We start from the raw sequence: 26,798 nt of genomic DNA, 5'->3' as shown, positions 1-26,798 counted from the left end.
AACGGGTAAGGGCTTGTCGCGGGCGACCTGAGGACTAGAACGATATATTCTAGCAAAAAGAGTTGCCCGCCATGCCTACCTTGAAGCTCCAATCCTTTAGCCGGCCTATGGCTAAAGATATCATCACTCTCATCTCAACCAAAGCCGATGGCTCAGCCAGCGGGTTTGTCAGCGCTGCTCAGGTCACGGCCGATGGGCGCTATGTGGTGTTCCAAAGCGTCGATCCTTTGGTCCCGTCAGATGACAACGATGTCTTGGACATTTACGTCAAGGATGTATGGAACAATACGCTCACCCGTGTTTCGTCGAAGGCAGACGGCCTGCCAACCCCTGACGAGTATAGCGTCAATCCTCATATCAGCCCCGATGGACGCTATGTGGTGTTTGAAAGCCTCGCCCAGCTGGTGCCGTCTGATACGGATAACGGAGTCGACATTTACATAAGAGATTTGCGCGACAATACGCTCACCCGTATTTCGACAAAGGCCGATGGTTCGCAGGCCACAGATGGCGATAGCTATGCCCCTCAAGTCACCTTCGCTGGGAAATACGTCGTATTCTCTAGTACTGCTCAATTGGTGGCAACAGATACTGACGAGAAGGAGGATATCTACCTGAGGGATTTGGAAGATGACACACTTATCCGTGTTTCAAATCCGATCCCCGGTTTAGAGGAGGGCGATAGCTATAATCCTCACATCTCGTCTGACGGGCGCTATATCATGTTCATGAGCGGGGCTCAGCTGGCGGACGCCGATATCAATCACAATCCAGATATCTATCAGTGGGACTCTTTGAACGGTACGATAACTCTCATCCCTGACTCGCCGGAGAGCGGTGGCATTTACAATCCCAATATCACTGCCGATGGTCGTTATGTGGTGTTCGAGAGCTATGCCCCGCTTATTGAAGAAGATACCGATAGCTATTCCGATATTTACATTAAGGATCTGCATAATAATACGCTGACTCGTATTTCAAAGCCGGTTGCGGGCTTGGTGCAAGGTCATAGCTATAGCCCTACCATCAGCGCCGATGGACGTTACGTGCTATTTGATAGCAATGGTCAGCTGGTAGAAAGTGATATCGATAGTAGATCAGACGTTTACATGTGGAGCCTGCAAGACGGCACGCTCACTCGCCTCTCGACCTTGGCCGACGGTTCACAGGCTGGCGAGGGCCGCAGCTGGACACCCCAGATCAGCCCTGACGGGCGCTACGTCGTGTTCGAGAGCGAAGTCCGACTGGTAGCTGAAGACAGGAATATGGAGAGCGATATCTACCGGATCGATACCGCGTATGTTCCTTATCGCCAGGCTATCGCGGAGGAGCGTTATCTCGAGGCGAGCTTTGAAGTTGGCGCAGCCTCGAAGGTGGCCATCCGCTGGGGCGACGGTTCGGTCGATACGGGGGTGCCGGTCGGAGGGACTGCTACCTTTGATCATGTCTATGCCACTACGGGTTCGAAGAACGCTTTTGTCGTGGTCAATGAAGGAGCACAAACATGGGTTGTTCCCTACCGAATCAATCTCACATCAGGACAGATGATCCGCAACAAGGTTTTGGCCGACACTCTTTCAGGCGGTGCAGGCAACGATTCTTTGGCGGGCGATAGTTTCTCCAATGTAATCCGAGGCGGATCGGGTGATGATGTTTTGCGGGGCGGCGCCGGAAACGACACTCTTTGGGGTGGAGCAGGTTCCGATTCATTCCGAGGCGGCAGCGGGAGAGACACGTTCGTCTTCGATGGAAGATCGAGGAAGCCGGAGAAGATCATCGACTTTTCGCCAGTGAATGATACGTTTTGGCTGGAGAACGCCTATTTCAAGGTGGGTGCAGGTTCTCTCGCCCGGCCCGGCAAGATATCAAAGCAAGCGTTCCATGTCGGTGAGGCAGCCCATGACTCCTCGGATCGCATCATCTATGACATAGAGGCTGGCGCCTTGTATTATGATCCCGATGGAATCGGCCATGCAGCCAAAATCAAGATAGCGTCTCTCTCAAAAGGCCTGAAATCACTGACAGCCAACGATTTCATGATGGTTTGACCTTGAGCGCACTATCACCTCTGCCGCAAACATTTCGTCCTGGTCTCGCTGCCGCGCCGTACCAAGCGAACCCAGCCTCCGTTAATCGAGTGAAGTTCGATGCGCGGGTAGACTTCACCAATGGAGGCTATGTCGAGGCGAGGGACTTTCTCCTCGACATCGAAGGCGATAGCGTCACTCCCGAGCGCTTGGCCGAGATGATCGTCTCGGCCATGAACCTGCTCCGCGCTGGACCCGTGACGATCTTTGCCATGAAAATTGTGCGCCGCGGCGAGCACCGGGATTCCTGACCCGCTCCCCTGAAATAGCAGCCCGTTCGTGGAACGGGATCATCGGTAGAGCTGTTGATCGCCAAGCTTCATCCAAGCTCAGGAGATCATCATGTTTCGGGCAGCTCTCCCCCTTGCGGCCCTCGCCATCGCTTCTCTATTGGATTCTTCCAATGCACAGGCGCAAAGCCAGACCCAGATCGGCATCCTGACCTGCAATGTTTCGGGTAGTCTCGGCCTTGTCCTGACCTCACAAAAGGGCACGGCCTGCACCTTCGATTCTCAGAAAGGCTATAGCGAGCATTACTTAGGCGTGATCCGCAGATTCGGCCTCGATATCGGCGCGACCAGCGGAGGAGTCCTGACCTGGGCCGTCTTCGCCGCGGGGCCTGCGGTTCCTGGAGTGCTTGCTGGCAACTATGTCGGCGCGACTGCCGAAGCAACGGTCGGGGCGGGACTTGGCGCCAATATTCTGGTGGGCGGATCGAACCAGTCCATCGCTCTCCAGCCTCTTTCTGTGAATGGCCAGACGGGTCTCAACTTAGCTTTGGGCGTCGGCAATTTCGAATTGAGCGCTGCCCCGTAAGTCTGATCGAGCGCTCTAAAAAGAGCGGCCAAGCTTGGCTGGGCTGTTTATCCGGCTTAAAAAAGCCCCTTGCCAACTCCTCCCGACAGGCAGAGCATTCCCTTAACGCGACGGCCAAGAGCGCGCTGACGGGGGCAGGGAGGAGACTACCATGGCACCCAACGGCAGAGGACCTGCGGGCCCGCGATGCATTGCCATCGTTGGCCCATTTCAGAGCGGCAAGACCACGCTCCTTGAATCGATCCTGGAGCGCACCGGCGCAATCTCCCGCGCAGGGCGCGTCACCAATGGCGACAGTGTCGGCGATGCGAGTGGAGAGGCCCGCGCTCACGGCATGAGCATCGAGCCGAATGTGGCGACCGTTCAGTTTCTCGGCGAGACGATGACCTTCGTCGATTGCCCCGGTTCCACGGAATTCCTGCACGAGATGCGCAACGTCACTCCGGTGTGTGATGCGGCCATTGTGGTGTGCGAGTCGGATGAACGTAAGATCCCCGCGCTTGAAGTCATCCTGCGGGAGTTGGAGGAAGCGGACATTCCGCGCTTTCTCTTCATCAACAAAATTGATACGGCGACGCAGCGAGTGCGCGAAACCTTGAGCCTTCTGCAGCAGGCGTCACGCACGCCGTTGCTGTTGCGCCAGATCCCGCTCTGGAAGGACGGGATCGCGGTGGGTTTCATCGATCTCGCATTGGAGCGCGCCTTCATCTATCGCGAGCATGCACCGAGTGAAGTGGTGGAAATGCCCGATGGAGAATCCTTACGCGAACGCGAAGCGCGCTTTGCGATGCTTGAGAAGCTCGCTGATTACGACGACGAGCTGATGGAGGAGTTGATCTCCGAGATCGAGCCTCCGCGCGATCGCATCTTCGACGACCTCTCAAAAGAGTTGCGCGAGCGGCATGTGGTCCCAGCTCTCATCGGATCTGCCGAGCGCGGCAACGGCGTCACGCGCCTTTTGAAGGCCTTGCGGCACGAAGCGCCGACACTCGCGGAAACTCGCGCCCGTCTTGGAGTTTCCGAAGAGGGTGCTCCGCTCGCACACGTGATGAAGACATTGCACATGGGGCAGGGCGGCAAGCTCTCCATCGCGCGCGTGATGCGCGGCACCTTCCATGAGGGCGATACGGTGGTGGGCTCGCGCGGCGCTGAAAGCCGCGTCGGCAGTCTGATGACGATGATTGGCAGCAACACCACGCGGAAAGCCGAAGCGGTTGCTGGCGACACGGTTGGCTTCGGGCGGCTTGAGAGCATTGCGACAGGCGACAGTTTCGCGGCAAACAAGAGCAGGCCTGAAACCATTGTCTCGTCAGCCCCACCTGAGCCCGTCTATGCGGTGGCTCTCAAGGTGAAGGATCGCAAGGACGATGTGCGCCTCTCGAGCGCGCTTGCGAAGATCACGGAGGAGGACCCGTCGCTCGTGGTGGAAAACCGACCTGAGATGGGTGAGATCCGTCTGCTTGGGCAGGGTGAGATGCACCTGCGCGTTGCGGTGGAGAAGCTCGCCTCGCGCTTCCAGGTCGGCGTCGACATCGCCAAGCCGCGCGTCGCCTATTGCGAGACGGTCCGCTTGCCGGCTTCCGCCCGCGGACGCCATCGCAAGCAGACGGGCGGTCATGGCCAGTACGGGGACGTGATGATCGAGATCAAGCCGCTGCCGCGAGGCGCAGGCTTTGCCTTCGAAGATCGGATCACGGGTGGCGTCGTTCCACGCCAGTACATCCCCTCCGTGGAGACCGGCGTGCGCGATGCCCTGAAAAGCGGTCCACTGGGCTTTCCGGTGGTCGATCTCGCGGTGAGCCTCACCGACGGCTCCTACCACACGGTCGATTCCTCAGATGCAGCCTTCCAGGCCGCAGCGAAGCTCGCTCTGGCGGAGGCCCTGCCGAAGGCCAAGCCCGTGCTGCTGGAGCCGATCCTATCGGTGGAAATCACCATCCCCACAGAGGCTCTGTCCAAAGCAACCAGCCTTGTCACCGCAAGGCGGGGGCAGATCCTTGGCTATGACGGACGGCCCGGCTGGGCAGGCTGGGAGGTGCTGAACGCCACTATCCCGGAATCGGAGATCGGTGACCTCATCGTCGAGTTGCGCTCTGTCACGGCTGGCGTCGGCACCTTCTCGACCCGCTTCGATCACATGGCAGAACTCAGTGGCAGGCCGGCCGATATGGTCCTGCAGAAGACCCATTGAGCATTCTACACCTGAACGATCCCCATGGGATCGTTCAGGTGTAAACTATTCCATCGACAAATTCGCTCTTCCACGCCAAGTTAAGTTTTGATGGAGACGCCATCTCCTATGAAATAAACTCGCCTTGGAGCGGGAGGATAAGAATGAACGCCACGACCCAGCCGGCCTCCGTTTCGGATTCGGCGGGCCAAGCCTCGAATAGGCCTTGGCTCAAATCCTATCCGTCGAACGTGCCTCAGGTCATCGACGACGCGCAGATCAGCACTCTCAACGACATCTTCCACCACGCCGTCACGGAATACCCGAACCGTGTCGCCGCCGAGAGCTTCGGCAAGCGCATCACGTATAGGCAGCTCGGCCGGAGCGCTGATGCCGTCGCCTCGTGGCTCCAGCAGCAAGGCCTGAAGAAGGGCGATCGCGTCGCGATCATGCTGCCGAACGTGATGTCTTATCCGGCGATCCTCTATGGTGTGCTTCTGGCCGGTGGTACGGTGGTCAACGTCAACCCGCTCTACACGCCACGCGAGCTGATCCATCAGCTGCAGGATTCCGGAGCGCGCTTCCTGTTCGTGCTCGAAAATTTCGGGGCGACGGTGGAGGAAGCTCTGCCCGATCTCAAGCTTGATCGTGTGGCTCTCGTGACACCGGGCGATCTGCTGGGCCTGAAAGGCGCCATCGTCAATTTCGTCTCACGCCATGTGAAAAAGGCGGTCAAACCTTTCCGCCTTCCGAAAACCGTGCCGTTCAAGGCAGTGTTGAGCGTGGGCGCACGCAAGAAGCCGCAAGCTGTCACCGTCACCCGTGATGACATCGCCTTTCTGCAATATACAGGCGGCACGACAGGCATCTCGAAAGGTGCGGTTCTGCTCCACCGCAACGTGACAGCCAATGTGCTGCAATGCGAAGCGTGGATGCGCCCGTTTTTCGGTGAGCGTGAGGACCATGTGATGGTCACGGCGCTGCCTCTCTATCACATCTTCGGTCTTACCGTGTGCTCGCTCCTCATGACGAGGATCGGTGGTTGTCAGCTTCTCATCGCCAATCCGCGTGACATTCCGGGTTTCGCGAAGACGCTCCAGAAAAGCAAGATCACGCTCATGTCCGGTGTGAACACGCTCTATAACGCGCTTGCTCACGCTCCGGGCATCAGGGAAGTCGATTTTTCGCAGCTGGTCTTTGCCGTCTCCGGCGGCATGGCGACTCAGGAGGCTGTTGCGAAGAAGTGGAAGGAGATTTCCGGTCAGCCCATCGTCGAAGGTTATGGCCTGTCGGAAACATCGCCGGTGGTCTGCGCCAATCGTCTCGATATCGAGGAGTTCACGGGCACCATCGGTTATCCGCTGCCTTCAACCGATGTGACGGTGCGTGGGAGCGACGGTACAATTCTGCCTCCGGGCGAGCGTGGCGAGCTGTGCGTGAAGGGACCGCAGGTGATGGCGGGCTATTGGCACCGGCCTGATGAAACGGCGAGGGCGACGACGCAGGACGGCTATTTCCGCACCGGCGATGTGGCCGTGATCCTGCCTGACGGGCAGGTGAAGATCGTGGACCGGATGAAGGACATGATCCTGGTCTCCGGCTTCAACGTCTATCCCAACGAAGTCGAGGATGTGCTCGTAAGGCATCCGGGCGTGATGGAAGCCGCCGTCATCGGCCTGCCCGATGAGCAATCGGGCGAGGCTGTCGTGGCTTACGTGGTGCGCAAGGATCCCAATCTCGATCCGGAGGAACTGCGCCATTTCTGCCGGGAGAACCTCACTGGCTACAAGGTGCCCCGCCGGATCGAATTCCGTGACACGTTGCCGAAGACCAATGTGGGTAAGGTCCTGCGCCGCGCTCTCAAGGATGAGGTCGCTTCACATCACTAGCGCGTCGTGCGGAACCGGAGGGCCGCGTCAGCGAAAAGTGGACCCGGTTTTCCGCAATCAACGATGCGCTCCTGAAGAGAAGAAGCATCGGATTGAGCCCAAAAGTGCAAATCCACTTTTGGGCCGATGCTCTAGGCATTGCAGAGCCGACAAGAAAAAAGCCGGGCCAAAGGCCCGGCATGAAGTGAGGTCCGACAAATAACAGTCAAAACCTTCCAGAGGGAACGGCCGACACGGCAGCGCCGGGAGGAAGAAAAGCGGTGCCGCGTTGAAATCAGCCAATGCCCATATCGGCTGCATTCGACTTATTTGCAATGCAACATGCCTCATGAAAGGGCTGCGCTGGATGCATGGCTTGCAAAGGTGCATGACACAAAACTGCCACGCCTGCTGACGGATGTGGCGATTCAGGGCCGTTAAGGGCTTACGGAGTAGGGGCTTAGTAGGTCCAGCGCTGGGCCTTCGAGATCAGGAAGTCACGGAAGGCCTGAACACGGGCGACGGAGCGCATTTCTTCCGCATAGACCAGATAGCTGTCGAGAGAGGGCATCTCCACATCGCGCAGAATCTGGACCAGGCTCGGATTGCCCACGGCTGCATAATCCGGCAGCACGGCAATGCCGGCGCCGGTTTCGACGGCGAGTTTCAGGGCCGTGATGTTGTTGACCACGTAATGGTACTGACGTGGCTCGCGGCCCTCTCGTCCAGCAGTCGAGAGCCAATGTACGGACATCAGGTAGGACGGCTGGTCGCCGCCGAACGAGATGATGCGGTGCTCGTCGAGTTCTTCGAGGGTCTTCGGCTCGCCGAAGCGCTTGATATAGTCCGTCGATGCATAGACGTGGAAATGCACGGTGAAGAGGCGGCGCTGGATCAGGTCCGGCTGCGCTGGGCGGCGTAGGCGGATCGCCACGTCCGCCTCGCGCATGGCAAGATCGAGCTCCTCGTTGGAGAGGATCAGTTCGACCCGCACGTCCGGATAGAGATCCATGAATTCGGCGATGCGCTGGGCGAGCCAGATGGAGCCGAGGCCGACCGTGGTCGTCACCTTCAGCTCGCCCGAGGGGCGTTCGCTCGTTTCGACAAGGCGGGCCTTGGTGGTTTCCAGGCGCATCCGCATGTCCCGGGCGGCGCGGAACAGCAGGTCGCCCTGCTCGGTGAGGATTAGGCCACGGGCATGACGGTGGAAGAGGGGGGCCTTCAGCTCGCGCTCTAGGGCGCTGATCTGGCGGCTGACGGCGGACTGGCTCAGGCCCAGATCGTCACCGGCGCGGGTGAAGCTGCCCGCTTCCGCGACGGTATAGAAAATCCGGATTTTATCCCAGTCCACGGCGTTCCCCTCATACCCTGCATTCTCCTGATGCAGAGCACCCTTATCTCTTATGAGCTGGGAGCAGGATGCAATAGGAATCCTGCCCAAGGGATAACCAGTTGTTAATAAACCCTATTCAGCGGCCTCCTGGGCGGCCTCCAGAGCTGCCAGATAGCGCTCGGCATCCAGCGCAGCCATGCACCCCATGCCTGCCGATGTCACAGCCTGGCGATATATGTCGTCCGTGACGTCGCCGGCGGCGAAGACGCCGGGGATGTTGGTGCTGGTCGAGCCCGCCTTCACCTGGAGGTAGCCGCCCGGCTTCATGTCGAGCTGGCCGACGAAGAGTTCCGTGGACGGTTTGTGGCCGATGGCGATGAACACGCCGTCGGTCTTGAAATCGGAGACTTCGCCAGAAACGAGGTTCTTCAGCTTCACATGGGTGACCGAGGAAGGATTCTCCGTCCCGCAGATTTCCTCGACGGCGCTGTTCCAGAGCACTTCTATTTTAGGATGCTTGAACAAGCGATCCTGCAGGATCCGCTCGGCCCGCAGAGAGTCGCGGCGGTGGACCAGGGTGACCTTCGAGGCGAGATTCGCGAGGTAGAGCGCTTCTTCGACGGCGGTGTTGCCGCCGCCCACCACCACAACCTCCTTGTTGCGGTAGAAGAAGCCGTCACAGGTGGCGCAGGCCGATACGCCGAATCCCTGGAACAGGCCCTCGGACGGCAGGCCAAGCCACTTGGCCTGGGCGCCGGTCGCAACGATCAGGGCATCGCAGGTGTAGGTGTCGCCGGAATCGCCCTCCAGGCGGAAGGGGCGCTGCTTCAGGTCCACCTTGGTGATGTGATCCGAGATCATTTTGGTGCCCACATGCTCGGCCTGAAGGCGCATCTGCTCCATGAGCCAGGGGCCCTGGATCACCTCGGCAAAGCCTGGATAGTTCTCCACATCCGTGGTGATCATGAGCTGCCCGCCGGGCTGGAAACCCGAGATCATGACGGGCTCGAGCAGGGCGCGCGCCGCATAGATCGCCGCCGTATAGCCTGCAGGCCCCGAGCCGATGATGATGAGCTTGGCGTGAGAATGGGCCATCAGGGGGTCTCCAGAAAAAAAGCCAGGTCCGGCAAGCCGAGCGAGCGGCGGTGAAGGCTGAAGCCCCGGACAATGGCAGCAGCAATCTTGGGTGTTGAATTTAAGGGTTCGTAGGGCTGCCCTACAAGACGTCCCTCGAATGGATGCACAATTCCATGAGCCTTCAGGTCTGCCATGTAAACATCAAGTTTCGGATGCCCGCCGGAGGGCTCGAAGACCAGGATCGGTCTGCCGGTCGCTGCAGCTTCGCCGATCATGTTGAAGGAATCCGCCGTAGCGACCATGAAGTCGGCAAGACTGAGCAAGGAGACGTAAGGGTTCTCGCCGGTCCCGTCCCAGAAATAGGCGTTGTGTCGCACGGCGAGGTCGATGAGGGCCTCCCGCAGAGCAGGAGGTGTGCGGCGGGAAACCGTGATCATCAGTCCGGCTCCTGATTCCGCAAGGGTCGTCAGGTGCTCAACGAAGCGGGCAATGTCTTTATCCGTAAACCGATGATGACGGCTGTCGCCTCCCGCAAGCACCGCGACGCGAGGATGGGGCTGGGAGGCTAGGCGAGGATCGGGCTGCGCGCGCGCAGCTGCAATCCTGTCTGGAGAGACCCGGTGCGGAGGCGTCAGGGTCGTCAGGACGTTCGGGCCGCGCAGACGGTCATAGTGCGGCGACCAGATGAAATCGGCGGCCTTGGGTCCCGTCCGAGGGTCCTTCAGGAAGACCGTGTAAGTCCGTCCGCCTGAGGCGCGTTTGATGAAGCGCAGATAGGGGACGGCCCTGCGCCCGGAGGCGATGAGAAGGTCGGGGTAGGGCGGAGTGATGGGGCTGTCGAAAGCGCCGGGGCGCTCCCGGAAATCAATAGGTCCCCAGGGCATCGCCCAGGTGAAAGGCGCTCTTGGCTTCACCCGGCGGATCTGTGGCTGAAGGCTCAGGGCCTCAGCCACGCTCAGAGCCTGAAGCTCGTCCCCGGCCTTGCCATCGGTCAGAACCCAGGTGATAAGGCCGGTGTTGTCGCGCAACATTCGATCAATGAGCCTGTGGAGTTCATGAGGTTCGTTGCGACTTAATCGCCCGTCCCGCTTGTGTCGACCCTTTACACGGTCTACTCAGCCAAGACGAGTTTTTTGACTTAAAGGCCGCATGAGCCGGACCACAAAGGTTTCCCCAGGCTGGACATGCGCTCTACTGGAGTAACCGTGCGCGGACGCCTCGATTCCATCGACTGGGCTATCCTGAAGGAACTGCAAGCCGACGGCAGCATCACCAATGTGGAGCTGGCCCGTCGTGTCGGCCTGTCGGCGCCGCCATGCCTGCGCCGGGTGCGGGCTCTTGAGAGCGCGGGCATCATCAAGGCTTACCGGGCGATTCTTGACCCCAAGGGCCTGGGTTTCGAGATCGTGTGCTTCGCCATGGTACAGCTCGATGTCCAGGGCAAGAAGGAACTCAAGGAGTTCGAGCAGCGGGTGAAGGACTGGTCCATGGTCCGTGAATGCTGGACTCTGTCGGGCGATATCGACTTCATCATGAAATGCGTGGCCCCGAACTTAGCCTCTTTCCAGGGCCTCGTCTCCGAGCTCACGTCCTTGCCCAATGTTCGCAACGTCCGCACCGCGCTCACCCTCGACCTGATCAAGGACGAGCCGCTGGTGCCGATCGAGGACATCGCAGAAGTAACGGAATAATAGGCCCTCTGGTCTTAATCCTTCATCCAAGTCTGCGCCGCAGCCACCAGACATAATGCTGGGCCATGGCCACTGCGCGACCTTGCTCGTCCGGATTCAGGATGCTGGTGTCGGGATCGCGGGCCGCATGCTGCGGATGGCGTGCCAGAATCTGCCCTCTGGAGCCAACAGCCAGGGCCTCACCGTCCATGCCGTCGCTTCCGCCACCGCCACCGCCGCCGTGGCGCCGCCAGCCCCTCCCGTTATCAGGGGACGAGGTGAGGAAGATTCCCGTAATGACCAGAACAAAGCGCGGGCCACGCGGATCCACCCGGTCGGCGAAGGAGCGGTGCAGCTGATCGAGGGCTGCCTGGCCGACGAGGTCCGCAAAGGAACCGAGACCCTTGGCCTTCAAGGGGCTGACATCGACCGAGAACGAAGAGAAATACTGGGGAAAGGCCTGGGCCCGAGCCGGGGCATGCGCCAGCAGGCCCGCACCGGCAAGGCCAGTGCAGGCGAGATTCGTCAGAAAGGAGCGGCGGGACAAGGGGAGCATGGCCTGATCTCTCATCTTAAGCCCCCTCATCATATTAGACGCGGAACTGAACGCCCACGACTTCGTAGGATTTGCCGCCCCCGGGGGTCGACACCTCCACCGTGTCGCCAATGGTCTTGCCCATCAGGGCACGGGCGATGGGGGAGGACACGGAGACCCGGCCGGAGCGGACGTCGGCCTCGGGCTCGCCCACAATCTGATAGGTCTTTTCTTCCTCGGTATCCTCGTCCACCAGCTTGACGGTTGCCCCGAACTTGATCCGTTCGCCCGAGAGTTTGGAAATGTCGATGACTTCCGCACGGGAAATCAGGCTTTCCAGCTCCAGGATACGGCCCTCGTTGAGGGACTGGGCTTCCTTGGCGGCATGGTATTCGGCGTTTTCCGACAAGTCGCCGAGCGCGCGGGCTTCCGCGATCGCCTGGATGATCCGGGGGCGCTCAACCTGTTGCCGGTGCTTGAGTTCTTCCTCAAGCGCCGCAAAACCCTTGATCGTCAGAGGGACCTTGTCCATCGTTTGTCTCGTCTAAAAAGAGGTACGAGGCCGCTGTTTCCAGCGCCCTCGCATGTCAACGAAAACTCCACTGAAGCTTCGCAGTTCCATTGTGCAGGCAGAATGCCTCAGGCGAAATAGTCCTGAAGCGCCCTGACCTCGAGATCACCGCCGAGATAGGCCTTGATGCCCTCGGCTGCAGCGATCGCTCCTGCAAGAGTGGTGTAGTAAGGTATCTTATGCAAGAGGGCAGCTTGTCTTAAAGAACGGGAATCTGACAGGGCACCCGCCCCTTCGGTGGTATTGAACACCAGCTGGATGTCGCCGTTCTTCATGGCATCCACCACGTGGGGGCGGCCCTCCAGCACCTTGTTGACGCGCTTTGCCTTGACGCCCTGCTCCTCGAGATATTTCTGGGTGCCAGCCGTCGCCACGATCTGGAAGCCGATTTCCTCCAGAAGCCGGACAGCAGGAAGAATCCGGGCCTTGTCCGAGTCGCGGACCGAGACGAAGAGAGTGCCGGTCTTCGGCAACTGGCTGCCCGCGCCGAGCTGGCTCTTGGCGAAGGCTACGCCGAAGCCCCGATCGAGCCCGATGACCTCGCCCGTGGAGCGCATTTCCGGGCCAAGCAGCACGTCCACGCCCGGGAAGCGGGCGAAGGGGAAGACGGCTTCCTTCACGCCGATATGCGGCAGCTCCTTCGGGGTCAGAGCGAACTTCGCCAGATCTTCGCCGGCCATCACGCGAGCCGCGATCTTGGCGATGGGCTCGCCGATGACCTTGGCCACGAAGGGCACGGTACGCGAGGCGCGGGGGTTCACCTCCAGCACATAGATCGTGCCGTCCTTGATGGCATATTGCACATTCATCAGGCCGCCCACCTCAAGGGCCAGGGCGAGAGCCTTCGTCTGGCGCTCCAGCTCGGCCACCGTCTCCTTCGAGAGCGAGCGCGGCGGCAGCGAGCAGGCGGAATCGCCCGAGTGAATGCCCGCTTCCTCGATATGCTCCATGATCCCGGCGATGAAGGTGTCCCGGCCGTCGCAGAGGCAGTCCACGTCCACTTCGATGGCATCCGAGAGATAGCGGTCGAAGAGGAGCGGGTTCTTGCCGAGAACCGTGTTGATCTGGCCCGTCTTGTCGTTGGGGTAACGGGCCTTGATGTCGGACGGGATCAGGCTGGGCAGGGTGCCGAGCAGGTAATCCTCGAACTGATTCTCGTCGCGGATGATGGCCATCGCGCGGCCGCCGAGCACATAGGACGGGCGCACCACGAAGGGCAGGCCGAGATCGGCGGCGATCAGGCGGGCCTGCTCCACGGAATAGGCGATGCCGTTCTTCGGCTGCTTCAGGTGCAGCTTGTCCAGGAGGCGCTTGAAGCGGTCGCGATCCTCGGCGAGGTCGATGGCGTCCGGCGAGGTGCCGAGGATCTGCACATTCGCCTCTTCCAGCGCGTGGGCGAGCTTGAGCGGCGTCTGGCCGCCGAACTGCACGATCACGCCATGGAGCGTGCCCCTGGAGCGTTCGGTCTCGATAATCTCCAGCACGTCTTCCTGCGTCAGCGGCTCGAAATAGAGCCGGTCGGAGGTGTCATAGTCCGTCGAGACCGTCTCCGGGTTGCAGTTGATCATGATGGTCTCGAAGCCTGCGTCCTTCAGGGCGAAGCAGGCATGGCAGCAGCAATAATCGAACTCGATGCCCTGGCCGATGCGGTTCGGGCCGCCGCCGAGGATGATCACCTTCTTGGCATCCGACGGGTTGGCCTCATCAGCAGGCTGGCCCGCGAACGGAGCGGTATAGCTCGAATACATGTAGGCCGTGGGGGAGGCGAACTCCGCTGCACAGGTATCGATGCGCTTGAAGACCGGGCGCACGCCAAGGGCGCGGCGCGCCTGGCGCACTTCGCTTTCCGTCTTGCCCGCAAGCACCGCCAGACGCGCATCGGAGAAGCCCAGCGCCTTGATCTGGCGGAAGGCGCCCGGGGTCTTTGGCAGACCATGGGCCTTCACCTTGGCTTCCATGTCGACGATGTCCTGGAGCTGCTCCAGGAACCAGCGGTCGATCTTGCAGGATTCGTAGACCTCGTCGTGGCTAATGCCGAGGCGAAGGGCCTGCGCGACCTTCAGGATGCGGTCCGGGGTCGGCGTGCCGAGCGCCGCCTTGATGGCGTTCTTGTCGTCGCCCTTGCCGAGCCCCTCGATTTCGATCTCGTCGAGGCCGGTGAGGCCGGTTTCGAGCGAACGCAGCGCCTTCTGCAGGGATTCCGGAAAAGAGCGGCCGATCGCCATCGCCTCGCCCACGGACTTCATGGCCGTGGTGAGCGTGGGCTCGGCACCGGGGAACTTCTCGAAGGCGAAGCGCGGAATCTTCGTGACCACGTAGTCGATGGTGGGCTCGAAGGAGGCGGGCGTCGCGCCGCCGGTGATGTCGTTGGCAATCTCGTCCAGCGTGTAGCCGACGGCGAGCTTGGCCGCGACCTTGGCGATCGGGAAGCCGGTCGCCTTGGATGCCAGCGCGGACGAGCGCGACACGCGCGGGTTCATCTCGATCACGATCATGCGCCCGTTCTCAGGGTTGATCGCGAACTGCACGTTCGAGCCGCCGGTTTCGACGCCGATCTCGCGCAGAACCGCCAGCGAGGCGTCGCGCATGATCTGGTATTCCTTGTCGGTGAGCGTGAGAGCCGGCGCGACCGTGATCGAGTCGCCCGTATGAACGCCCATCGGATCGAAGTTCTCGATGGAGCAGATGATGATGCAGTTATCCGCCTTGTCGCGGACGACCTCCATCTCGTATTCCTTCCAGCCGAGCACACTCTCCTCGATCAGCACCTCGTTGGTGGGGGAGGCGTCCAGACCGCGCTCGACGATGTCGAGGAACTCCTCGCGGTTATAGGCGATGCCGCCGCCCGTGCCGCCCATGGTGAAGGACGGGCGGATGATGGCGGGCAGGCCCACTTCGGCCAACGCCAGCAGAGCCTCGCCCATGGCGTGCTCCTGATAGCGCTTGCGGCGGTCGTTCTCGGCCGCATCCCACTTCAGCTTGTAGGCGGCGACCATGCGCTTCTTGTCGCCGGGATGCATATCGAGTGCTTCGAGGCGCGCGAGCTCGGCGAGATAGGCTTCCTTGTCAGCCTTCTTGAGAGCCGAAGCGTTGGCGAGGCGGGATTTGGGGGTATCGAGACCGATCTTGGTCATCGCCTCGCGGAAGAGCTGGCGATCCTCCGCCTTGTCGATGGCTTCCGCCGTCGCGCCGATCATCTCGACGCCGAACTTCTCCAGTACGCCCATCCTCTTGAGGGACAGGGCGCAGTTCAGCGCCGTCTGGCCGCCCATGGTGGGCAGGATGGCGTCGGGACGCTCCTTCTCGATGATCTTGGCGACGATCTCAGGGGTGATCGGCTCCACGTAGGTGGCGTCCGCGAGATCAGGGTCGGTCATGATCGTCGCGGGATTCGAATTCACCAGGACGACGCGGTAGCCTTCCTCCTTCAGAGCCTTGACCGCCTGCGTGCCCGAGTAATCGAACTCACAGGCCTGACCGATGATGATCGGCCCTGCGCCGATGATGAGAATGGAAGAAATGTCTGTCCGCTTCGGCATAGGCCCACCCAGGCGTGTCCAGCCGCGCGGCCGCTCTATGCGGCGCTTTAAGCGCAGCCGGGATGTGTCAGATTGAAGGTTGAGAGAGGCTCTTACACGGAGATGTCACAAATTCAAAGGCTTTAGCGCATCGTGCGGAAAAGTGGCCCCGGTTTTCGCTGACGCGGACCTCCGGTTCCGCCCTGAACGATGCGCGATTCGAAAAGGGGAGCATCGGATTGGACCCAAAAGTGCAGATCCACTTTTCACGTCCGATGCCCGCCATGATTTGGCGACAGGTCTCCCTATGCGGCATGATCGCCCGCATGGATGGAGAAAACTCTCAAGGAGGCAGAGGATGGCCGAGGAACCACGCTGGGCTGTGATTACCGGCGCATCGAGCGGAATCGGCGCGGAACTGGCGCGGGTTCTCGCGGCCAAGGGCTATTTTCTCGTCCTCACGGCCCGTCGGCACGAACGGTTGGAAGCTCTGGCTGAGGAAATCCAGCTGGCCCACAGGGTTCAGGTGGAAGCCATGGCCCTCGACCTGGAGGACAGGGAGGCGCCCCAGGACCTCGTGGAAATGCTCCGGGATCGGGGTATCCAGGTCCACACCCTTGTGAACAACGCCGGATTCGGCCTGAGGGGAAACTTCGCGACCCTGCCGTTCGAGCGGCAGGTCGCCATGATCGATCTCAATATCAGGGCGCTCACGGCGCTTTCCCGCGTCCTGCTGCCCGGCATGCTGGAGCGAGGGCGGGGCGGTATCCTGAACGTGGCTTCGACAGCCGCCTTCCAGGCTGGGCCTTATATGGCAGTGTATTATGCGACGAAGGCTTTCGTTCTCTCCTTCTCTGAAGCCCTGCATGAAGAGGCCAAGCCTCACGGCGTAACAGTGACGGCCCTCTGTCCAGGACCGACCGAAAGCGAGTTTTCCGCAACGGCCGATCTCGAGAGTTCCAAGCTCTTCAAGCAAGGCACGATGTCTGCCGCCGAGGTCGCGCGGATGGGTGTCGACGGCTATGAAGCCGGCAAGGCCATCGTGGTGACCGGCACAACCAATTGGCTAGGGACGCTCGGGGCAAAGTTCCTGCCGCGTGCCATGATCCGCAAAATTGCCGGAGCCCTTCAAAGAGGCGAGGTGACGCGATCTGCAGAAGAGGCTAACGGGTAGGCGTGACCGCGTTATCTCCCTTCTATCGTCTCAGCCGTCAGTTCGCAGCCTTCTTCGGGGTCGGGCTCGCGGCTGCCGTCGCCCATTACGGCTTGCTCATCCTCCTCGTCGAAGGCGGAGGGTTTCATCCTGTCCCGGCGACTCTCGCCGGCTATGTGGCCGGTGGCTTCGTGTCTTATGGGCTCAACCGCAGGCATACTTATCAGAGCAGCCGCCCCCACCGCGAGGCGACGTGGCGTTTTGCCGTGGTTGCCCTCATCGGCTTCCTGCTGACCTGGTTTCTCATGCATGCGTTTACGGTATGGATGGGCGGGCCATACCTGCCGGCGCAGGTCATCACGACAGGCGTCGTGATGCTGTGGAGCTTCCTGGCGCACAAGATTTGGACATTTGCATAAGCAAGCAGCGCTTTCGGTCTGCTTCTGAAATGTTCCAGGATTCTGATGCAGGTCAGGGCTGCATCCCAGCGGCTCGCCAGAATCTTTTTTGCAGTGCAATAAGAGCACTTTCTCCTTCCAGAATCCTCGAGGTTTTGATGTCCGATCTGGCGATTGCAGAGGAAATGCGCTCGGCTGCGCCACGCTATGGGCATGCCGCTCCGAAATCGCGCCTCGCTGCAGCTCTCATCGAGCTGGCGCTCGCCGTCGGCAGCTTCGGCATCGGCACGGGCGAGTTCGCCATCATGGGGCTGTTGCCCAACCTGGCGCAGGAATTCGCCGTCACGACACCACAGGCGGGCTATGCCATCAGCGCCTACGCCCTCGGCGTGGTCGTCGGCGCTCCCATCATTGCCGTGCTCGCGGCAAAGCTCGCGCGCCAAACGCTGCTGCTTCTTCTCATGGCGCTCTTCGCAGCTGGAAATGTGGTGAGCGCCATTGCGCCGACTTTCGAATCCTTCGTGCTGATGCGTTTCCTGACCGGTCTTCCACACGGCGCCTATTTCGGCGTAGCGGCACTGGTCGCGGCATCTCTCGTCGAGCCCAGGAAGCGCACACAGGCCGTGGCCCGCGTGATGATGGGGCTGACGGTGGCGACCCTGATCGGCACGCCGGTCATGACCTTCTTCGGCCAGATCCTGAACTGGCGGATTCTGTTTGCCGCCGTAGGTTTCATGGGAGCCCTGACGGTTGTTCTCATCTGGTTGTTCCTGCCGAAGGACCGGGTCAAGGAGGGGGCAAGCCCGATGCGGGAACTCGGTGCCTTCAAGCGCAAGCAGGTCTGGTTCACGCTCGCCATCGGCGCCGTTGGCTTTGGTGGTCTGTTTTCCGTGTTTTCCTACATCGCCTCGACCGCCACCCATGTCGCAGGCATGCCGGAGAGCGCCGTGCCGTTGATGATGGCCCTGTTCGGCTCCGGCATGATCGTCGGCAATCTCGTCGGTGCATGGTTTGCCGACAAGAACCTGATCGGCACTATCGCGGGCACCCTGGCCGGCAGCGCCATCGTCATGACGCTGCTCTGGCTGACGGCTCACAATCCTTATCTGCTATCCGTTTTCGTCTTTCTCGCCGGTTGCAGCGTTGCCCTTGGTCCGGCTCTGCAAACCCGGCTGATGGACGTTGCGGCCGATGCACAGACGCTCGCTGCCGCCTCCAATCACTCCGCCTTCAATATCGCGAATGCGCTGGGTGCCTGGCTTGGTGGTCTTGCGATTGCGGCGGGCTATGGTTTCGAGGCGACCGGCTGGGTCGGCGCCGTTCTGGCCGTTGCCGGTCTCGGCGTGCTTGCCTGGTCGATCACCAGCGAAAAACGCTTCCTCGCGAAAGCTTAAGCAACCTGTCCGACGAAGGTCATCCGCGCCGGGTTGTGACCGAGATTGCGTTCGGCGCGCTTCGGCCTGAAACCGGCATCCTCAAGGATATCGACCATCTCGTCCTCGCTGTATTGCGAAAGGCCGATTTCCTCGCGGATCTTGCGGTATTCGGAAAAGGCCGTGCGGGCGAGGCCCAGAAGGGCCGATGTCAGAAAGCCGCCCTGCCAGGCGAATGAGAGAAGCGCTTTCGCATCCGTAACCGGGCTCACATCGGGCGGGATCACATCGGCGATCACGAGCTTTCCTCCGCTCTTCAGTTTCGAGCGCCAGAGGTTGAGCAGAGCGCGCAGCTCATCAAGAGAGAGGTATTGCAGAAGCGAGTTCACCACGATGAGATCGAGCGATGTATCCGCAAGATCGGCGACCTCATCGGGAGCGAGGATCACGATACGCTCGTTCGCGCCGAACTTCTCCTGCAGGCGTTCTCTTACGAGAGGAGCGGCATCGCTCAAGTAGAGCTTCGCGCATTTCGCCGCGACCTGATCGGCAAAGAGAGCTTCTCCGCAGCCATAGTCGAGTACGACTGCCTCACGGGAGGGGATGAGGCCGATGATGTCGCTCGCCACGAGCCTGTAGTGCAGAAGCTTGTGCCGCTCGCCCGAATAGATCGGCGTGTCTTGGTTCCAGTAATCTCGCCAGTTCAGCATGAGGCGAGTTCTAGCCCAAGCTTAAGCCTGCGTCATCAGGCTTAGGCCCAGAGCTTCGTCAGCGGTCCGTCCGCGCCATCGATAGGGTCCATGTCGGGCAGGGGCACCCGGGCGATCTGCTGCTGCGAGGCGGCAAGGGCGTTGGGATCGTCCCGCACGGTGTCGTAACTGCTTCCGCCCGGATAGGCGCCCACGACGGCGAAGTCATCGCTCGAGTTGATGAGGGCATGGGCCACACCCGCCGGAACGATCACGACATCGCCTGTCGATACGGCAACGGTCTCGCCGTCCTCGCCGCCGAAGCGAACGGAGGCCGAGCCCGAGAAAACGCCGAGCACCTCATGGGTGTTGGGGTGATAGTGATGGAACTGGAAGATGCCGTTGCGCCAGGAATTGGTCCATCCGTTCCTGGCGAAGGTGGTCTCGAACGCTTTCGCCGGATCGTCCTGATCCGGTGTGACGGCGCCACGGCGGATGATCAACGGCAGGGAATTGTTGGGCACGATGCCGTTGCTCTGGAAGACGTAAGTCTCCGTGCCAAGCGGCGTGTTGTAGCCTTTCGGATCGCCATAACCTTTTGCCTGAGCCATGCTGATCTCCCTTTTCGATGGGGAGGGAACGCGCGGCTCAGGCGAAAGATCGAGCTGGAGCGTTGGCTTAAAACTCGGCCGCTCACATGCCCAGCAGCATCGCCGCGACGGCGCGGTCGATGGAGAGATAGAACATGACGAAGGCGACAGCTGCCGCAATGCCGAATTCGATAGCCTGGCTCTTCAGAATACGGAACTTGGCGAAAATCTTCTGGCCGAAGATGGAGATCAGCCAAGCCGTCGTGAGCACGATGGGGAAAATGAACAGATAGGACCAGGTGCTTTCGACTGTGCCCACATTGGTGGGATCGATCAGCGGACGGATGTTGCGCACCCATGGCGCATAGACGGCGGCATAAAGCGAGGTCAGCCAGGACAGCGTAACGGCAATGCCGAGGTGGAAGGTGAACAGGTTGTGCAAGCGGCCGAAATCGCCGGAATCGTGATCAAAATCCATCGGAGGAGCCCCCAAATATAGCCCGGAATCATTGGTTTTTATCGTTAATGACTGGTTAACGTAATTTGGGGGAATGAGGCAATGTTCGCGTTTGTCGCGGCGACACTTCAGGTGTGAAAAAAGCCCGCCCTGATAAGCCGGCGTAACGATCAAACGGAAAGCGCCGCCACCCGATGCGAGTGACGGCGCTTTCCGGGCGAACCTCAAAAGCAAACCTTATGCGGATTGCTTTGTCTTGCCTTCATCCATCAGCTTCACGAAGCGATCGAAGAGGTAATGGCTGTCCTGCGGGCCGGGGGAGGCTTCAGGGTGGTACTGCACCGAGAAGGCCGGACGGTCGGTGAGCGCGATGCCGCAATTCGAGCCGTCGAAGAGGGAGACGTGCGTCTCCACGGCGTTCTTCGGAAGCGTCGCCGGATCCACCGCGAAGCCGTGGTTCATGGAGGTGATCTCCACCTTGCCGGTGGTCTTGTCCTTCACGGGATGGTTCGCGCCATGGTGGCCTTGGTGCATCTTCTGGGTCTTGGCGCCCACGGCCAGGCTCAGCATCTGGTGGCCAAGGCAGATGCCGAAGGTCGGAATCTTCTGCTCCAGCACCTTCTGGATCACCGGAACGGCATATTCGCCGGTCGCCGCCGGATCGCCGGGGCCGTTGGAGAGGAAGACGCCATCGGGCTTCAGTGCCAGGACGTCCTCGGCGCTCGCCGTCGCGGGAACGACCGTGACCTTGCAGCCGGCGCGGGCGAGCAGACGCAGGATGTTGCGCTTCACGCCGTAATCGATGGCGACCACGTGATGCTTCGGCTGGCCATCCTGATGGCCGTAGCCTTCACCCCTCTGCCAAGTGGTTTCGTCCCAGTCGAAGCGCTGGGTGCTGGTGACCAGGGGCACGAGATCCAGGCCGTCCATGGAGGGGAGGGCGGCCGCCTTGGCCTTGAGAGCCGGGATATCGAACTCGCCCTTGGGGTTATGGGCGATCACGGCATTCGGCATGCCCTTATCGCGAATGAGGGCGGTGAGGGCGCGGGTGTCGATGCCCGAGAGGCCGACGATCTGGCGGGCTTTCAGCCAGGCGTCCAGGTCGCGGGAGGCGCGCCAGTTGGAGGGCTCGGTGATGGAGGCGGCCAGCACCACGCCGCGCACGCCGGAGGACGAGGCGGCATTGACGCTCTCGATATCCTCCTCGTTCGTGCCGACATTGCCGATATGCGGGAAGGTGAAGGTGATGATCTGCCCGGCATAGGAAGGGTCCGTCAGGATCTCCTCGTAGCCCGTCATGGCCGTGTTGAAGCAGACCTCGCCGGTGGCTTCACCCTCGGCGCCGACGCCGAAGCCTTCCAGCACCGTGCCGTCCTGGAGCACGAGAACGGCCGTTGCGCGTGGCTCTTCCCAGCCACCCGAGTGGGACCCGGCGGTGTCTTTGTCTTGCAGCATCGTCATGATCTCTTGTAAGTCCGGGGCCAACAGGCCGTGCTTGAGCAGGCCCGTTAAGGGCCGTCCGTGAACTGTCCCCGTGACTTAAGGGGCCGCTCGCGTCCAGTCAACGCTTGAAGCACCTTAAAATAAAGGAGATCCGCATGCTGCGCGAACGATTCACCGCCGATATGAAAGAGGCCATGAAGGCTGGCGACAAGGGCAAGCTTGGCGCGATCCGCCTGATTCAGGCCGCCCTGAAGGACAAGGACATCGAGGCCCGGGGCGCCGGCAAGGAGCCTCTGTCGGACGAGGAAATCCTGGCTCTGCTGCAGAAAATGGTGAAGCAGCGCCAGGAATCGATCACCATGTACGAGCAGGGCGGTCGCCAGGAGCTCGCCCAGGCTGAGAAGAACGAGGTCGAGGTGATCTCCTCCTACCTGCCCAAGCAGATGGACGAGGCCGAGACGAAGGCTGCCATCGAGGCCGCCATCGCCGAGACGGGCGCAGCCTCCATGAAGGACATGGGCAAGGTCGTGGCCTCGCTTCGCGCCAAGTATGCGGGCCGCATGGACTTCGCCAAGGCCAGCGGCCTCGTGAAGGAGATGCTGCCGAAGGGGTGAGCGGATTAATTCGCCTCTCGTCATGGCCGGGCTCGACCCGGCCATCCACGCCTTTGAACCGTAGCGCCAAAGAAGACGTGGATCCCCGGAACAAGTTCGGGGATGACGAGAAGCGAGCTTTTATGCCGCCGCGACCGCTCCAGATGCTGCGACCGCCTCAACAAGCTCCCGCGTCGTGACGACCTTGGCGAATTCGAAGCCCAAGGTCGCCACATGAGTCGCGTGGACGGTTTCCGCCGGAATCGTGCCGCCCCTGCCGTCGGGGAGGTCGAAGCAATCGCAGGCATCCTCCACCAGGATCATGCGGTAGCCCAGGTTGGCCCCCATGCGCACGGTGGTCGACACGCACATATCGGTCGAGATGCCGAAGGCGACGATGGTGTCGATTCCAAGCCGTCGGAGGCGCAGGTCGAGGTCGGTTCCGATGAAGGCCGAGTTCACGCTCTTGGTGACGAGCGGCTCGTCGCCTTTCGGCCCGAAGCCGTCCCGGAAGGCATTGCCCGGTTGGGTCGGGCCAAGGGTCGAGTTCGGCTCGACCGAATCGTGCCGGACGTGGATAATAGGGCGTCCTGCCTCGCGCCAAGTTTTGAGAAGCGACAGACCGTTGGCATCGACGGCCTTGTTCCAGCGGCGCGGCCAGGATGAGCCATCGAAGGCTTTCTGCATGTCGATGGGCAGAAGAATCGCGTTCGTGAAGTCGGATAGCATCGGAAGCTCCTTGTGAAATGAGGCCATACTCTTCATGAGTGTTCGGCCGGTTTCACTCGACAAGATGACGGCCCGACCGGCTGAATGCCGGTTGCGACGCTTTCAGGCGGCAGATGGGGCGCCATGCTGGACGACAAAGACAAGATCCTCGTTGCCGCCTTGCGGAAGAATGCCCGGGAGAGCCTCGTCGGCCTCGCCCGCGCCGTGGGCCTGTCCCGCAGTGCGACCCAGGAGCGGATGCGCCGCCTGGAGCGCGAGGGCATCATCAAAGGCTATACAGTGGAGCTGGCCTCCGAGCACGATCCCGCCGTGCGCGCCATGATCGCCGTGACCTTCGAGCCGGGTTTCCGCTGCAAGCAGGTGGTGCCCCTCCTGTCCGGTATTCCTGAAATCGTCGCCTGCCACTCCCTGACAGGATCGATCGATCTGATGGTGATGGTCGCCTGCGATTCCAACGCGATACTCAACACGATCAGGGATACGGTGGCCGCCGTGAAAGGGGTCGCCACCGCCACCACGCATATCGTGCTGGCCACCGAGTGGTCGCGGGATTGAAAAGTCCGATCGGCTGAGGCTCCTTCGTCGCGATGTCGAAAAGTTTTCAAAGAGCCAAGCGGCAGCAGCCTCGGGGCCGGTGGCGTTCCGAGGTTTGGCAGTCGAGGGGAGGCGCGAGGAGCGGTCCGGCTCGATCTGTGAGGTGAAGCGTGGAACCGAACGGCTCCTCGCGCACGGCTTTTTTAGGCGGACAGGCGGCGCGGTCCCAGCAACTGCCCGAAGCGGCCACCGCATCGCTTTCAGCGGGCGGCTCCGGACCAATCCTGAACCCCGGGCACAGCCTGGGCCTCCCGTCGAGCAGGCCTGCGTTAGACCTGCTCACGGGACCGCTCCCGACCCCGCAGCTTACGACGCCTCGCGAGCGCGCCCCCGGCAGGTTGGGATGCAGCAGATGTAACTCAGTTTAGGCATATTGTCAAGAACAGAGTGAGAACATGTTCCGGCTGCGCCCTCCCGCCTGCCGCAGCTTCTCGCGTCATCCCCGGCCTTGGGCCGGGGTCCCGCTACGGTGCGGCGCTGTTCCAATCGGGATGGCCGGGACACGCCCGGCCATGACGAGGTGCGGCGATCATGGCTCAAGCGTCGGAAGGATTCCTCTCGTCATCATCGCCTTCAAAGCGCTGTGGTTCCCAAGACGGGAGCGCCGGGACTGATCCCCGGATCAAATCCGGGGACGGCCATGACGCGGTAGGGATTCGCCCGGCTCAGCCTTCAAAGCTTACTTGGTCGATCCCGTCGTGGACGGCTGGCACGCTGCGCTCTGCGAGCCGGGAGGGCAGTTGGCCTTGTTCTTCGTCTGGTTCATCGCCGTATGATGACGGGTTGCATGATGTTGGGCCATGTGGTGCCGCACCGTTGCATGCTTCTGAACCTTGGGCGCCTCGGATGTTGCTGGAGATTGATAGGATGTCGTCGCAGCCTGGGCGGCCAGCGGCGCTCCCATGAGGCAGGCCAGGGTTGATGTGGCGATCAGGAACTTCTTCATCGGATTCTCCATCGAATGACGGTACTTCATCGGTACCTGACTGCGATGGTAGCGGGCGCGACTTAGGGGAGAATGAGGGCCCCATGCCGAACTTTTCCGGCAAAGGCGGCAAAATGCATCGTTGAATCCCGACCGTGATGGCGTTGAACTCGCTCCCGCAGCAAGGGCAACCGACATGCGGGTTCTGCTGGTCGAGGATGATCCTCTCATCGGGCGCAGCCTGACCCAGGCGTTCGAAGGAACAGGAATTGCGGCCGATTGGGCGCGTACGGGCGATGATGCCCTCGCGGCTCTCAGCGCGACACCCTATTCCATCGTGCTGCTCGACCTGGGCCTGCCGGACAAGGCCGGCCTCGACGTGCTGAAGGACATGCGTCGGCGCAAGGACGCGACGCCGGTCCTGATCGTCACGGCGCATGACGACATCGAAACACGCGTGGCCGGCCTCGATCACGGCGCCGACGACTTCGTGGTGAAGCCCTTCGACTTCGATGAACTCGCCGCCCGGATCAGGGCCATCGTCCGCCGCCATGCCGGGCATGCCACGTCGCAGATCCAGTCTTCCGAGATCGTGCTGGATCTCGCGTGCCATCAGGCAACCTATAAAGGCATCACTCAGCTTCTGCCCGCGCGGGAATTCGCGCTCATGCAGGCTCTCCTGGAGCGTCCCGGAGCTATCCTGTCGCGCCAGCAGTTGGAGGATGCGCTTTACGGGTGGGGAGAAGAGGTCGAGAGCAATGCCGTCGATGTGCTGATCCACTATATCCGCCGCAAGTTCGACAACGACATCATCCGCAATGTCAGGGGTGTCGGCTGGATGGTCGCCAAATGATCCGCCGCAGTTCGCTCCGCAAGCAGCTCACGATGTGGTTCACAATTCTGCTGATCTCTTTCGGACTGCTGGGCGGAATGGGAGCCTACATCGCCGCGCAGCAGGACCCCGACAATTTCCTCGACGATCAGATGCGGGGAATCGCGATCGATGTGGTTGGTTCCGTCGACGACCTTGCGCAGATGCCGGCGCCTCCCCTGGATGCGGCCGATATGATCGTTGTGCAGGCCTGGGATTCGGAAGGGCGTCTGCTCAAGTCGTTCCCGCCCAACATTGATCTGCCGCGTCAATCGAGGACGGGTTTTGCAGATTTCACGACGTCGGATGGAGGATGGCGCAGCTATACCTGGGTTCTGGACGATGGAACCGTCCAGGTTTCGCAACATGCGCGGGTGCGCAGGGAGCTTGCTCTCAAAGCAGCTCTGCCAGCGATCATCACCACCTTTCTTCTGGTTCCGATATCATGGCTTCTGGTGCGATGGGTTGTCGGGCGAATTCTCAGCCCGGTGGATCATCTGACGCATCAGCTCCTTGCACGCCAGCCCGACTCGACGCAGCAGCTCTCAACACCCGACATTCCTGGCGAAATTGCTCCTCTCGTCGCCGCGATGAATGAAGCGCTCTCGCGCGTCAGGACCATGCTGGCCACCCAGCGGCAGTTCGTTTCGAATGCAGCGCATCAGCTGCGTACGCCCCTGACCGCTCTCAGAATTCAGGTTCGCAATCTGCAGCGATCATCGAGCCGCGCCGGAGCGGATGACATCCTGCACGAAATGGAGCTTGGCATCCTGCGCATGTCCGGATTGACCAGCCAGTTGCTGGCACTCGCCCGCGCGGAAACGCTGCCGCCGCTCGACGCTTCGCAGCCGGTGCTGCTTGCCGAAGTGCTGCAGGAGGCGATTGCAGGCGTGATTCCGCTGGCACAGGGCAAAAGCATCACGCTCTCCTCGATGGAGATGGCTCCCATCTGGATTAAGGCCGAGCGGGATGATCTCGTGATGCTATTTTCGAATCTGCTCGACAATGCGATCCGATATACGCCGCACGGCGGCCGTGTCGATCTCTCGTTTCAGGTGGACGCGCAGAGAGTTGTCGTCGAGATTGCCGACACAGGACCGGGAATCCCGGATGATCTCCTTGCCCGCGTGTTCGATCCCTTCGTTCGCGGAAGCAATGAGCAGGACGGCACAGGGCTTGGGCTCTCTATCGTCAAAGCTCTTGCCGCTCGGGTCGGGGCACAGGTATCGCTCTTCAACAGAAATGGGAGGAGCGGCCTCGTGGCCCGTGTAGAGTTGAGCTGCCGCCTTGGGAGTTGACGGGAGCCTTTCTATCCCCGTCCGCAAGGCAGCGTTTGCC

Annotated in this window: 25 protein-coding genes; 13 read left to right on the top strand and 12 right to left on the bottom strand. The window is 61.2% G+C overall.

Annotated features, from left to right (window positions below):
* Positions 1 to 71 precede the first annotated feature (71 nt).
* The 5 genes from ACUXUR_RS21960 to ACUXUR_RS21940 all read left to right on the top strand — a co-directional run bounded on the left by ACUXUR_RS21960 (position 72) and on the right by ACUXUR_RS21940 (position 6,962).
* Positions 72 to 2,048 carry a hypothetical protein gene (locus tag ACUXUR_RS21960; protein ID WP_445504485.1) on the top strand — a complete coding sequence of 659 codons (1,977 nt, stop codon included), beginning with the start codon at positions 72 to 74 and terminating at the stop codon, positions 2,046 to 2,048.
* Between the two features lie 2 nt (positions 2,049 to 2,050).
* Positions 2,051 to 2,338 (top strand): hypothetical protein, encoded by a 288-nt coding sequence (locus ACUXUR_RS21955; protein ID WP_445504484.1) that lies wholly within the window; start codon positions 2,051 to 2,053, stop codon positions 2,336 to 2,338.
* Between the two features lie 91 nt (positions 2,339 to 2,429).
* Positions 2,430 to 2,903 carry a DUF992 domain-containing protein gene (locus ACUXUR_RS21950; RefSeq protein ID WP_445504483.1) on the top strand — a complete coding sequence of 158 codons (474 nt, stop codon included), beginning with the start codon at positions 2,430 to 2,432 and terminating at the stop codon, positions 2,901 to 2,903.
* Between the two features lie 151 nt (positions 2,904 to 3,054).
* Positions 3,055 to 5,094 (top strand): elongation factor G, encoded by a 2,040-nt coding sequence (locus ACUXUR_RS21945; protein ID WP_445504482.1) that lies wholly within the window; start codon positions 3,055 to 3,057, stop codon positions 5,092 to 5,094.
* Between the two features lie 143 nt (positions 5,095 to 5,237).
* Positions 5,238 to 6,962 carry an AMP-binding protein gene (locus ACUXUR_RS21940; protein ID WP_445504481.1) on the top strand — a complete coding sequence of 575 codons (1,725 nt, stop codon included), beginning with the start codon at positions 5,238 to 5,240 and terminating at the stop codon, positions 6,960 to 6,962.
* A gap of 439 nt (positions 6,963 to 7,401) precedes the next feature.
* Here ACUXUR_RS21940 and ACUXUR_RS21935 read toward each other — a convergent pair whose 3' ends face one another.
* The 3 genes from ACUXUR_RS21935 to ACUXUR_RS21925 all read right to left on the bottom strand — a co-directional run bounded on the left by ACUXUR_RS21935 (position 7,402) and on the right by ACUXUR_RS21925 (position 10,382).
* Positions 7,402 to 8,292 (bottom strand): LysR family transcriptional regulator, encoded by an 891-nt coding sequence (locus ACUXUR_RS21935; protein ID WP_445504480.1) that lies wholly within the window; start codon positions 8,290 to 8,292, stop codon positions 7,402 to 7,404.
* Positions 8,293 to 8,406: 114 nt separating this feature from the next.
* Positions 8,407 to 9,369, bottom strand: a complete 963-nt coding sequence (trxB, locus tag ACUXUR_RS21930; protein WP_445504479.1) for a thioredoxin-disulfide reductase — start codon at positions 9,367 to 9,369, stop codon at positions 8,407 to 8,409.
* Positions 9,369 to 10,382 carry a mitochondrial fission ELM1 family protein gene (locus tag ACUXUR_RS21925; protein ID WP_445504478.1) on the bottom strand — a complete coding sequence of 338 codons (1,014 nt, stop codon included), beginning with the start codon at positions 10,380 to 10,382 and terminating at the stop codon, positions 9,369 to 9,371. The genes trxB and ACUXUR_RS21925 overlap by 1 nt, the downstream gene beginning before the upstream one ends.
* Positions 10,383 to 10,556: 174 nt before the next feature.
* On the opposite strand from ACUXUR_RS21925, the gene ACUXUR_RS21920 reads away from it, so the two are divergent.
* On the top strand, positions 10,557 to 11,042 hold the full coding sequence (locus ACUXUR_RS21920; RefSeq protein ID WP_445504477.1) for an Lrp/AsnC family transcriptional regulator: 486 nt from the start codon (positions 10,557 to 10,559) through the stop codon (positions 11,040 to 11,042).
* A gap of 22 nt (positions 11,043 to 11,064) precedes the next feature.
* On the opposite strand, the gene ACUXUR_RS21915 is transcribed toward ACUXUR_RS21920, so the two are convergent.
* From ACUXUR_RS21915 to carB, 3 genes are all read right to left on the bottom strand, one after another.
* Positions 11,065 to 11,592, bottom strand: coding sequence for a twin-arginine translocation signal domain-containing protein (locus ACUXUR_RS21915; protein ID WP_445504476.1), 528 nt, complete (start codon positions 11,590 to 11,592; stop codon positions 11,065 to 11,067).
* A gap of 19 nt (positions 11,593 to 11,611) precedes the next feature.
* Entirely contained in the window at positions 11,612 to 12,088 is a 477-nt protein-coding gene (greA, locus tag ACUXUR_RS21910) for a transcription elongation factor GreA (RefSeq protein WP_445504475.1), read from the bottom strand.
* Positions 12,089 to 12,195: 107 nt separating this feature from the next.
* The gene (gene carB / locus ACUXUR_RS21905; protein ID WP_445504474.1) at positions 12,196 to 15,666 is read right to left on the bottom strand and encodes a carbamoyl-phosphate synthase large subunit; all 3,471 of its coding nucleotides are present in this window, start codon (positions 15,664 to 15,666) and stop codon (positions 12,196 to 12,198) included.
* Positions 15,667 to 16,003: 337 nt separating this feature from the next.
* Between carB and ACUXUR_RS21900 the strand changes: the two genes are divergently transcribed.
* From ACUXUR_RS21900 to ACUXUR_RS21890, 3 genes are all read left to right on the top strand, one after another.
* Complete coding sequence (locus ACUXUR_RS21900) at positions 16,004 to 16,819, top strand: SDR family NAD(P)-dependent oxidoreductase (protein ID WP_445504473.1); 816 nt, start codon at positions 16,004 to 16,006, stop codon at positions 16,817 to 16,819.
* A gap of 2 nt (positions 16,820 to 16,821) precedes the next feature.
* On the top strand, positions 16,822 to 17,217 hold the full coding sequence (locus ACUXUR_RS21895) for a GtrA family protein (protein WP_445504472.1): 396 nt from the start codon (positions 16,822 to 16,824) through the stop codon (positions 17,215 to 17,217).
* 137 nt (positions 17,218 to 17,354) lie between these two features.
* Complete coding sequence (locus ACUXUR_RS21890) at positions 17,355 to 18,590, top strand: MFS transporter (protein WP_445504471.1); 1,236 nt, start codon at positions 17,355 to 17,357, stop codon at positions 18,588 to 18,590.
* Here ACUXUR_RS21890 and ACUXUR_RS21885 read toward each other — a convergent pair.
* From ACUXUR_RS21885 to carA, 4 genes are all read right to left on the bottom strand, one after another.
* Entirely contained in the window at positions 18,587 to 19,279 is a 693-nt protein-coding gene (locus ACUXUR_RS21885; RefSeq protein WP_445504470.1) for a class I SAM-dependent methyltransferase, read from the bottom strand. The genes ACUXUR_RS21890 and ACUXUR_RS21885 overlap by 4 nt on opposite strands.
* Before the next feature lie 41 nt (positions 19,280 to 19,320).
* Positions 19,321 to 19,869 carry a cupin domain-containing protein gene (locus ACUXUR_RS21880; protein ID WP_445504469.1) on the bottom strand — a complete coding sequence of 183 codons (549 nt, stop codon included), beginning with the start codon at positions 19,867 to 19,869 and terminating at the stop codon, positions 19,321 to 19,323.
* Positions 19,870 to 19,951: 82 nt separating this feature from the next.
* On the bottom strand, positions 19,952 to 20,326 hold the full coding sequence (locus ACUXUR_RS21875) for a hypothetical protein (protein ID WP_445504468.1): 375 nt from the start codon (positions 20,324 to 20,326) through the stop codon (positions 19,952 to 19,954).
* 216 nt (positions 20,327 to 20,542) lie between these two features.
* Positions 20,543 to 21,760: a glutamine-hydrolyzing carbamoyl-phosphate synthase small subunit gene (gene carA / locus ACUXUR_RS21870; protein WP_445504467.1), complete on the bottom strand. Its 1,218-nt coding sequence runs from the start codon at positions 21,758 to 21,760 to the stop codon at positions 20,543 to 20,545.
* Positions 21,761 to 21,903: 143 nt separating this feature from the next.
* Here carA and ACUXUR_RS21865 point away from each other — a divergent pair, with 143 nt between their 5' ends.
* Positions 21,904 to 22,362 carry a GatB/YqeY domain-containing protein gene (locus ACUXUR_RS21865; protein ID WP_445504466.1) on the top strand — a complete coding sequence of 153 codons (459 nt, stop codon included), beginning with the start codon at positions 21,904 to 21,906 and terminating at the stop codon, positions 22,360 to 22,362.
* Between the two features lie 120 nt (positions 22,363 to 22,482).
* Here ACUXUR_RS21865 and ACUXUR_RS21860 read toward each other — a convergent pair whose 3' ends face one another.
* Positions 22,483 to 23,070, bottom strand: a complete 588-nt coding sequence (locus tag ACUXUR_RS21860; protein ID WP_445504465.1) for a cysteine hydrolase family protein — start codon at positions 23,068 to 23,070, stop codon at positions 22,483 to 22,485.
* Between the two features lie 123 nt (positions 23,071 to 23,193).
* On the opposite strand from ACUXUR_RS21860, the gene ACUXUR_RS21855 reads away from it, so the two are divergent.
* Positions 23,194 to 23,625 (top strand): Lrp/AsnC family transcriptional regulator, encoded by a 432-nt coding sequence (locus ACUXUR_RS21855; protein ID WP_445504464.1) that lies wholly within the window; start codon positions 23,194 to 23,196, stop codon positions 23,623 to 23,625.
* A 718-nt stretch (positions 23,626 to 24,343) separates the two neighbouring features.
* Here the strand turns inward: ACUXUR_RS21855 and ACUXUR_RS21850 are convergent.
* Positions 24,344 to 24,610, bottom strand: coding sequence for a hypothetical protein (locus tag ACUXUR_RS21850; RefSeq protein WP_445504463.1), 267 nt, complete (start codon positions 24,608 to 24,610; stop codon positions 24,344 to 24,346).
* A gap of 175 nt (positions 24,611 to 24,785) precedes the next feature.
* Between ACUXUR_RS21850 and ACUXUR_RS21845 the strand changes: the two genes are divergently transcribed.
* Entirely contained in the window at positions 24,786 to 25,442 is a 657-nt protein-coding gene (locus ACUXUR_RS21845; protein WP_445504524.1) for a response regulator, read from the top strand.
* Positions 25,439 to 26,758 carry an ATP-binding protein gene (locus tag ACUXUR_RS21840; RefSeq protein ID WP_445504462.1) on the top strand — a complete coding sequence of 440 codons (1,320 nt, stop codon included), beginning with the start codon at positions 25,439 to 25,441 and terminating at the stop codon, positions 26,756 to 26,758. The genes ACUXUR_RS21845 and ACUXUR_RS21840 overlap by 4 nt, the downstream gene beginning before the upstream one ends.
* The last annotated feature ends 40 nt before the right edge of the window (positions 26,759 to 26,798 follow it).

The organism is Microvirga medicaginis (assembly GCF_052658925.1).
This window is presented reverse-complemented; position numbering and strand designations above follow the sequence as displayed.

Bases quoted from the DNA above. Each gene is read 5' to 3' on its own strand.
- ACUXUR_RS21960 (WP_445504485.1), top strand. From the start codon at position 72: ATGCCTACCTTGAAGCTCCAATCCTTTAGCCGGCCTATGGCTAAAGAT.
- ACUXUR_RS21860 (WP_445504465.1), bottom strand. From the start codon at position 23,070: ATGCTATCCGACTTCACGAACGCGATTCTTCTGCCCATCGACATGCAG.
- ACUXUR_RS21865 (WP_445504466.1), top strand. From the start codon at position 21,904: ATGCTGCGCGAACGATTCACCGCCGATATGAAAGAGGCCATGAAGGCT.
- greA (WP_445504475.1), bottom strand. From the start codon at position 12,088: ATGGACAAGGTCCCTCTGACGATCAAGGGTTTTGCGGCGCTTGAGGAA.
- ACUXUR_RS21945 (WP_445504482.1), top strand. From the start codon at position 3,055: ATGGCACCCAACGGCAGAGGACCTGCGGGCCCGCGATGCATTGCCATC.
- ACUXUR_RS21925 (WP_445504478.1), bottom strand. From the start codon at position 10,382: ATGTTGCGCGACAACACCGGCCTTATCACCTGGGTTCTGACCGATGGC.
- ACUXUR_RS21885 (WP_445504470.1), bottom strand. From the start codon at position 19,279: ATGCTGAACTGGCGAGATTACTGGAACCAAGACACGCCGATCTATTCG.
- carB (WP_445504474.1), bottom strand. From the start codon at position 15,666: ATGCCGAAGCGGACAGACATTTCTTCCATTCTCATCATCGGCGCAGGG.
- trxB (WP_445504479.1), bottom strand. From the start codon at position 9,369: ATGGCCCATTCTCACGCCAAGCTCATCATCATCGGCTCGGGGCCTGCA.
- ACUXUR_RS21875 (WP_445504468.1), bottom strand. From the start codon at position 20,326: ATGGATTTTGATCACGATTCCGGCGATTTCGGCCGCTTGCACAACCTG.
- ACUXUR_RS21915 (WP_445504476.1), bottom strand. From the start codon at position 11,592: ATGAGAGATCAGGCCATGCTCCCCTTGTCCCGCCGCTCCTTTCTGACG.
- ACUXUR_RS21890 (WP_445504471.1), top strand. From the start codon at position 17,355: ATGTCCGATCTGGCGATTGCAGAGGAAATGCGCTCGGCTGCGCCACGC.
- carA (WP_445504467.1), bottom strand. From the start codon at position 21,760: ATGCTGCAAGACAAAGACACCGCCGGGTCCCACTCGGGTGGCTGGGAA.
- ACUXUR_RS21840 (WP_445504462.1), top strand. From the start codon at position 25,439: ATGATCCGCCGCAGTTCGCTCCGCAAGCAGCTCACGATGTGGTTCACA.
- ACUXUR_RS21940 (WP_445504481.1), top strand. From the start codon at position 5,238: ATGAACGCCACGACCCAGCCGGCCTCCGTTTCGGATTCGGCGGGCCAA.
- ACUXUR_RS21950 (WP_445504483.1), top strand. From the start codon at position 2,430: ATGTTTCGGGCAGCTCTCCCCCTTGCGGCCCTCGCCATCGCTTCTCTA.
- ACUXUR_RS21900 (WP_445504473.1), top strand. From the start codon at position 16,004: ATGGCCGAGGAACCACGCTGGGCTGTGATTACCGGCGCATCGAGCGGA.
- ACUXUR_RS21845 (WP_445504524.1), top strand. From the start codon at position 24,786: ATGCGGGTTCTGCTGGTCGAGGATGATCCTCTCATCGGGCGCAGCCTG.
- ACUXUR_RS21850 (WP_445504463.1), bottom strand. From the start codon at position 24,610: ATGAAGAAGTTCCTGATCGCCACATCAACCCTGGCCTGCCTCATGGGA.
- ACUXUR_RS21880 (WP_445504469.1), bottom strand. From the start codon at position 19,869: ATGGCTCAGGCAAAAGGTTATGGCGATCCGAAAGGCTACAACACGCCG.
- ACUXUR_RS21855 (WP_445504464.1), top strand. From the start codon at position 23,194: ATGCTGGACGACAAAGACAAGATCCTCGTTGCCGCCTTGCGGAAGAAT.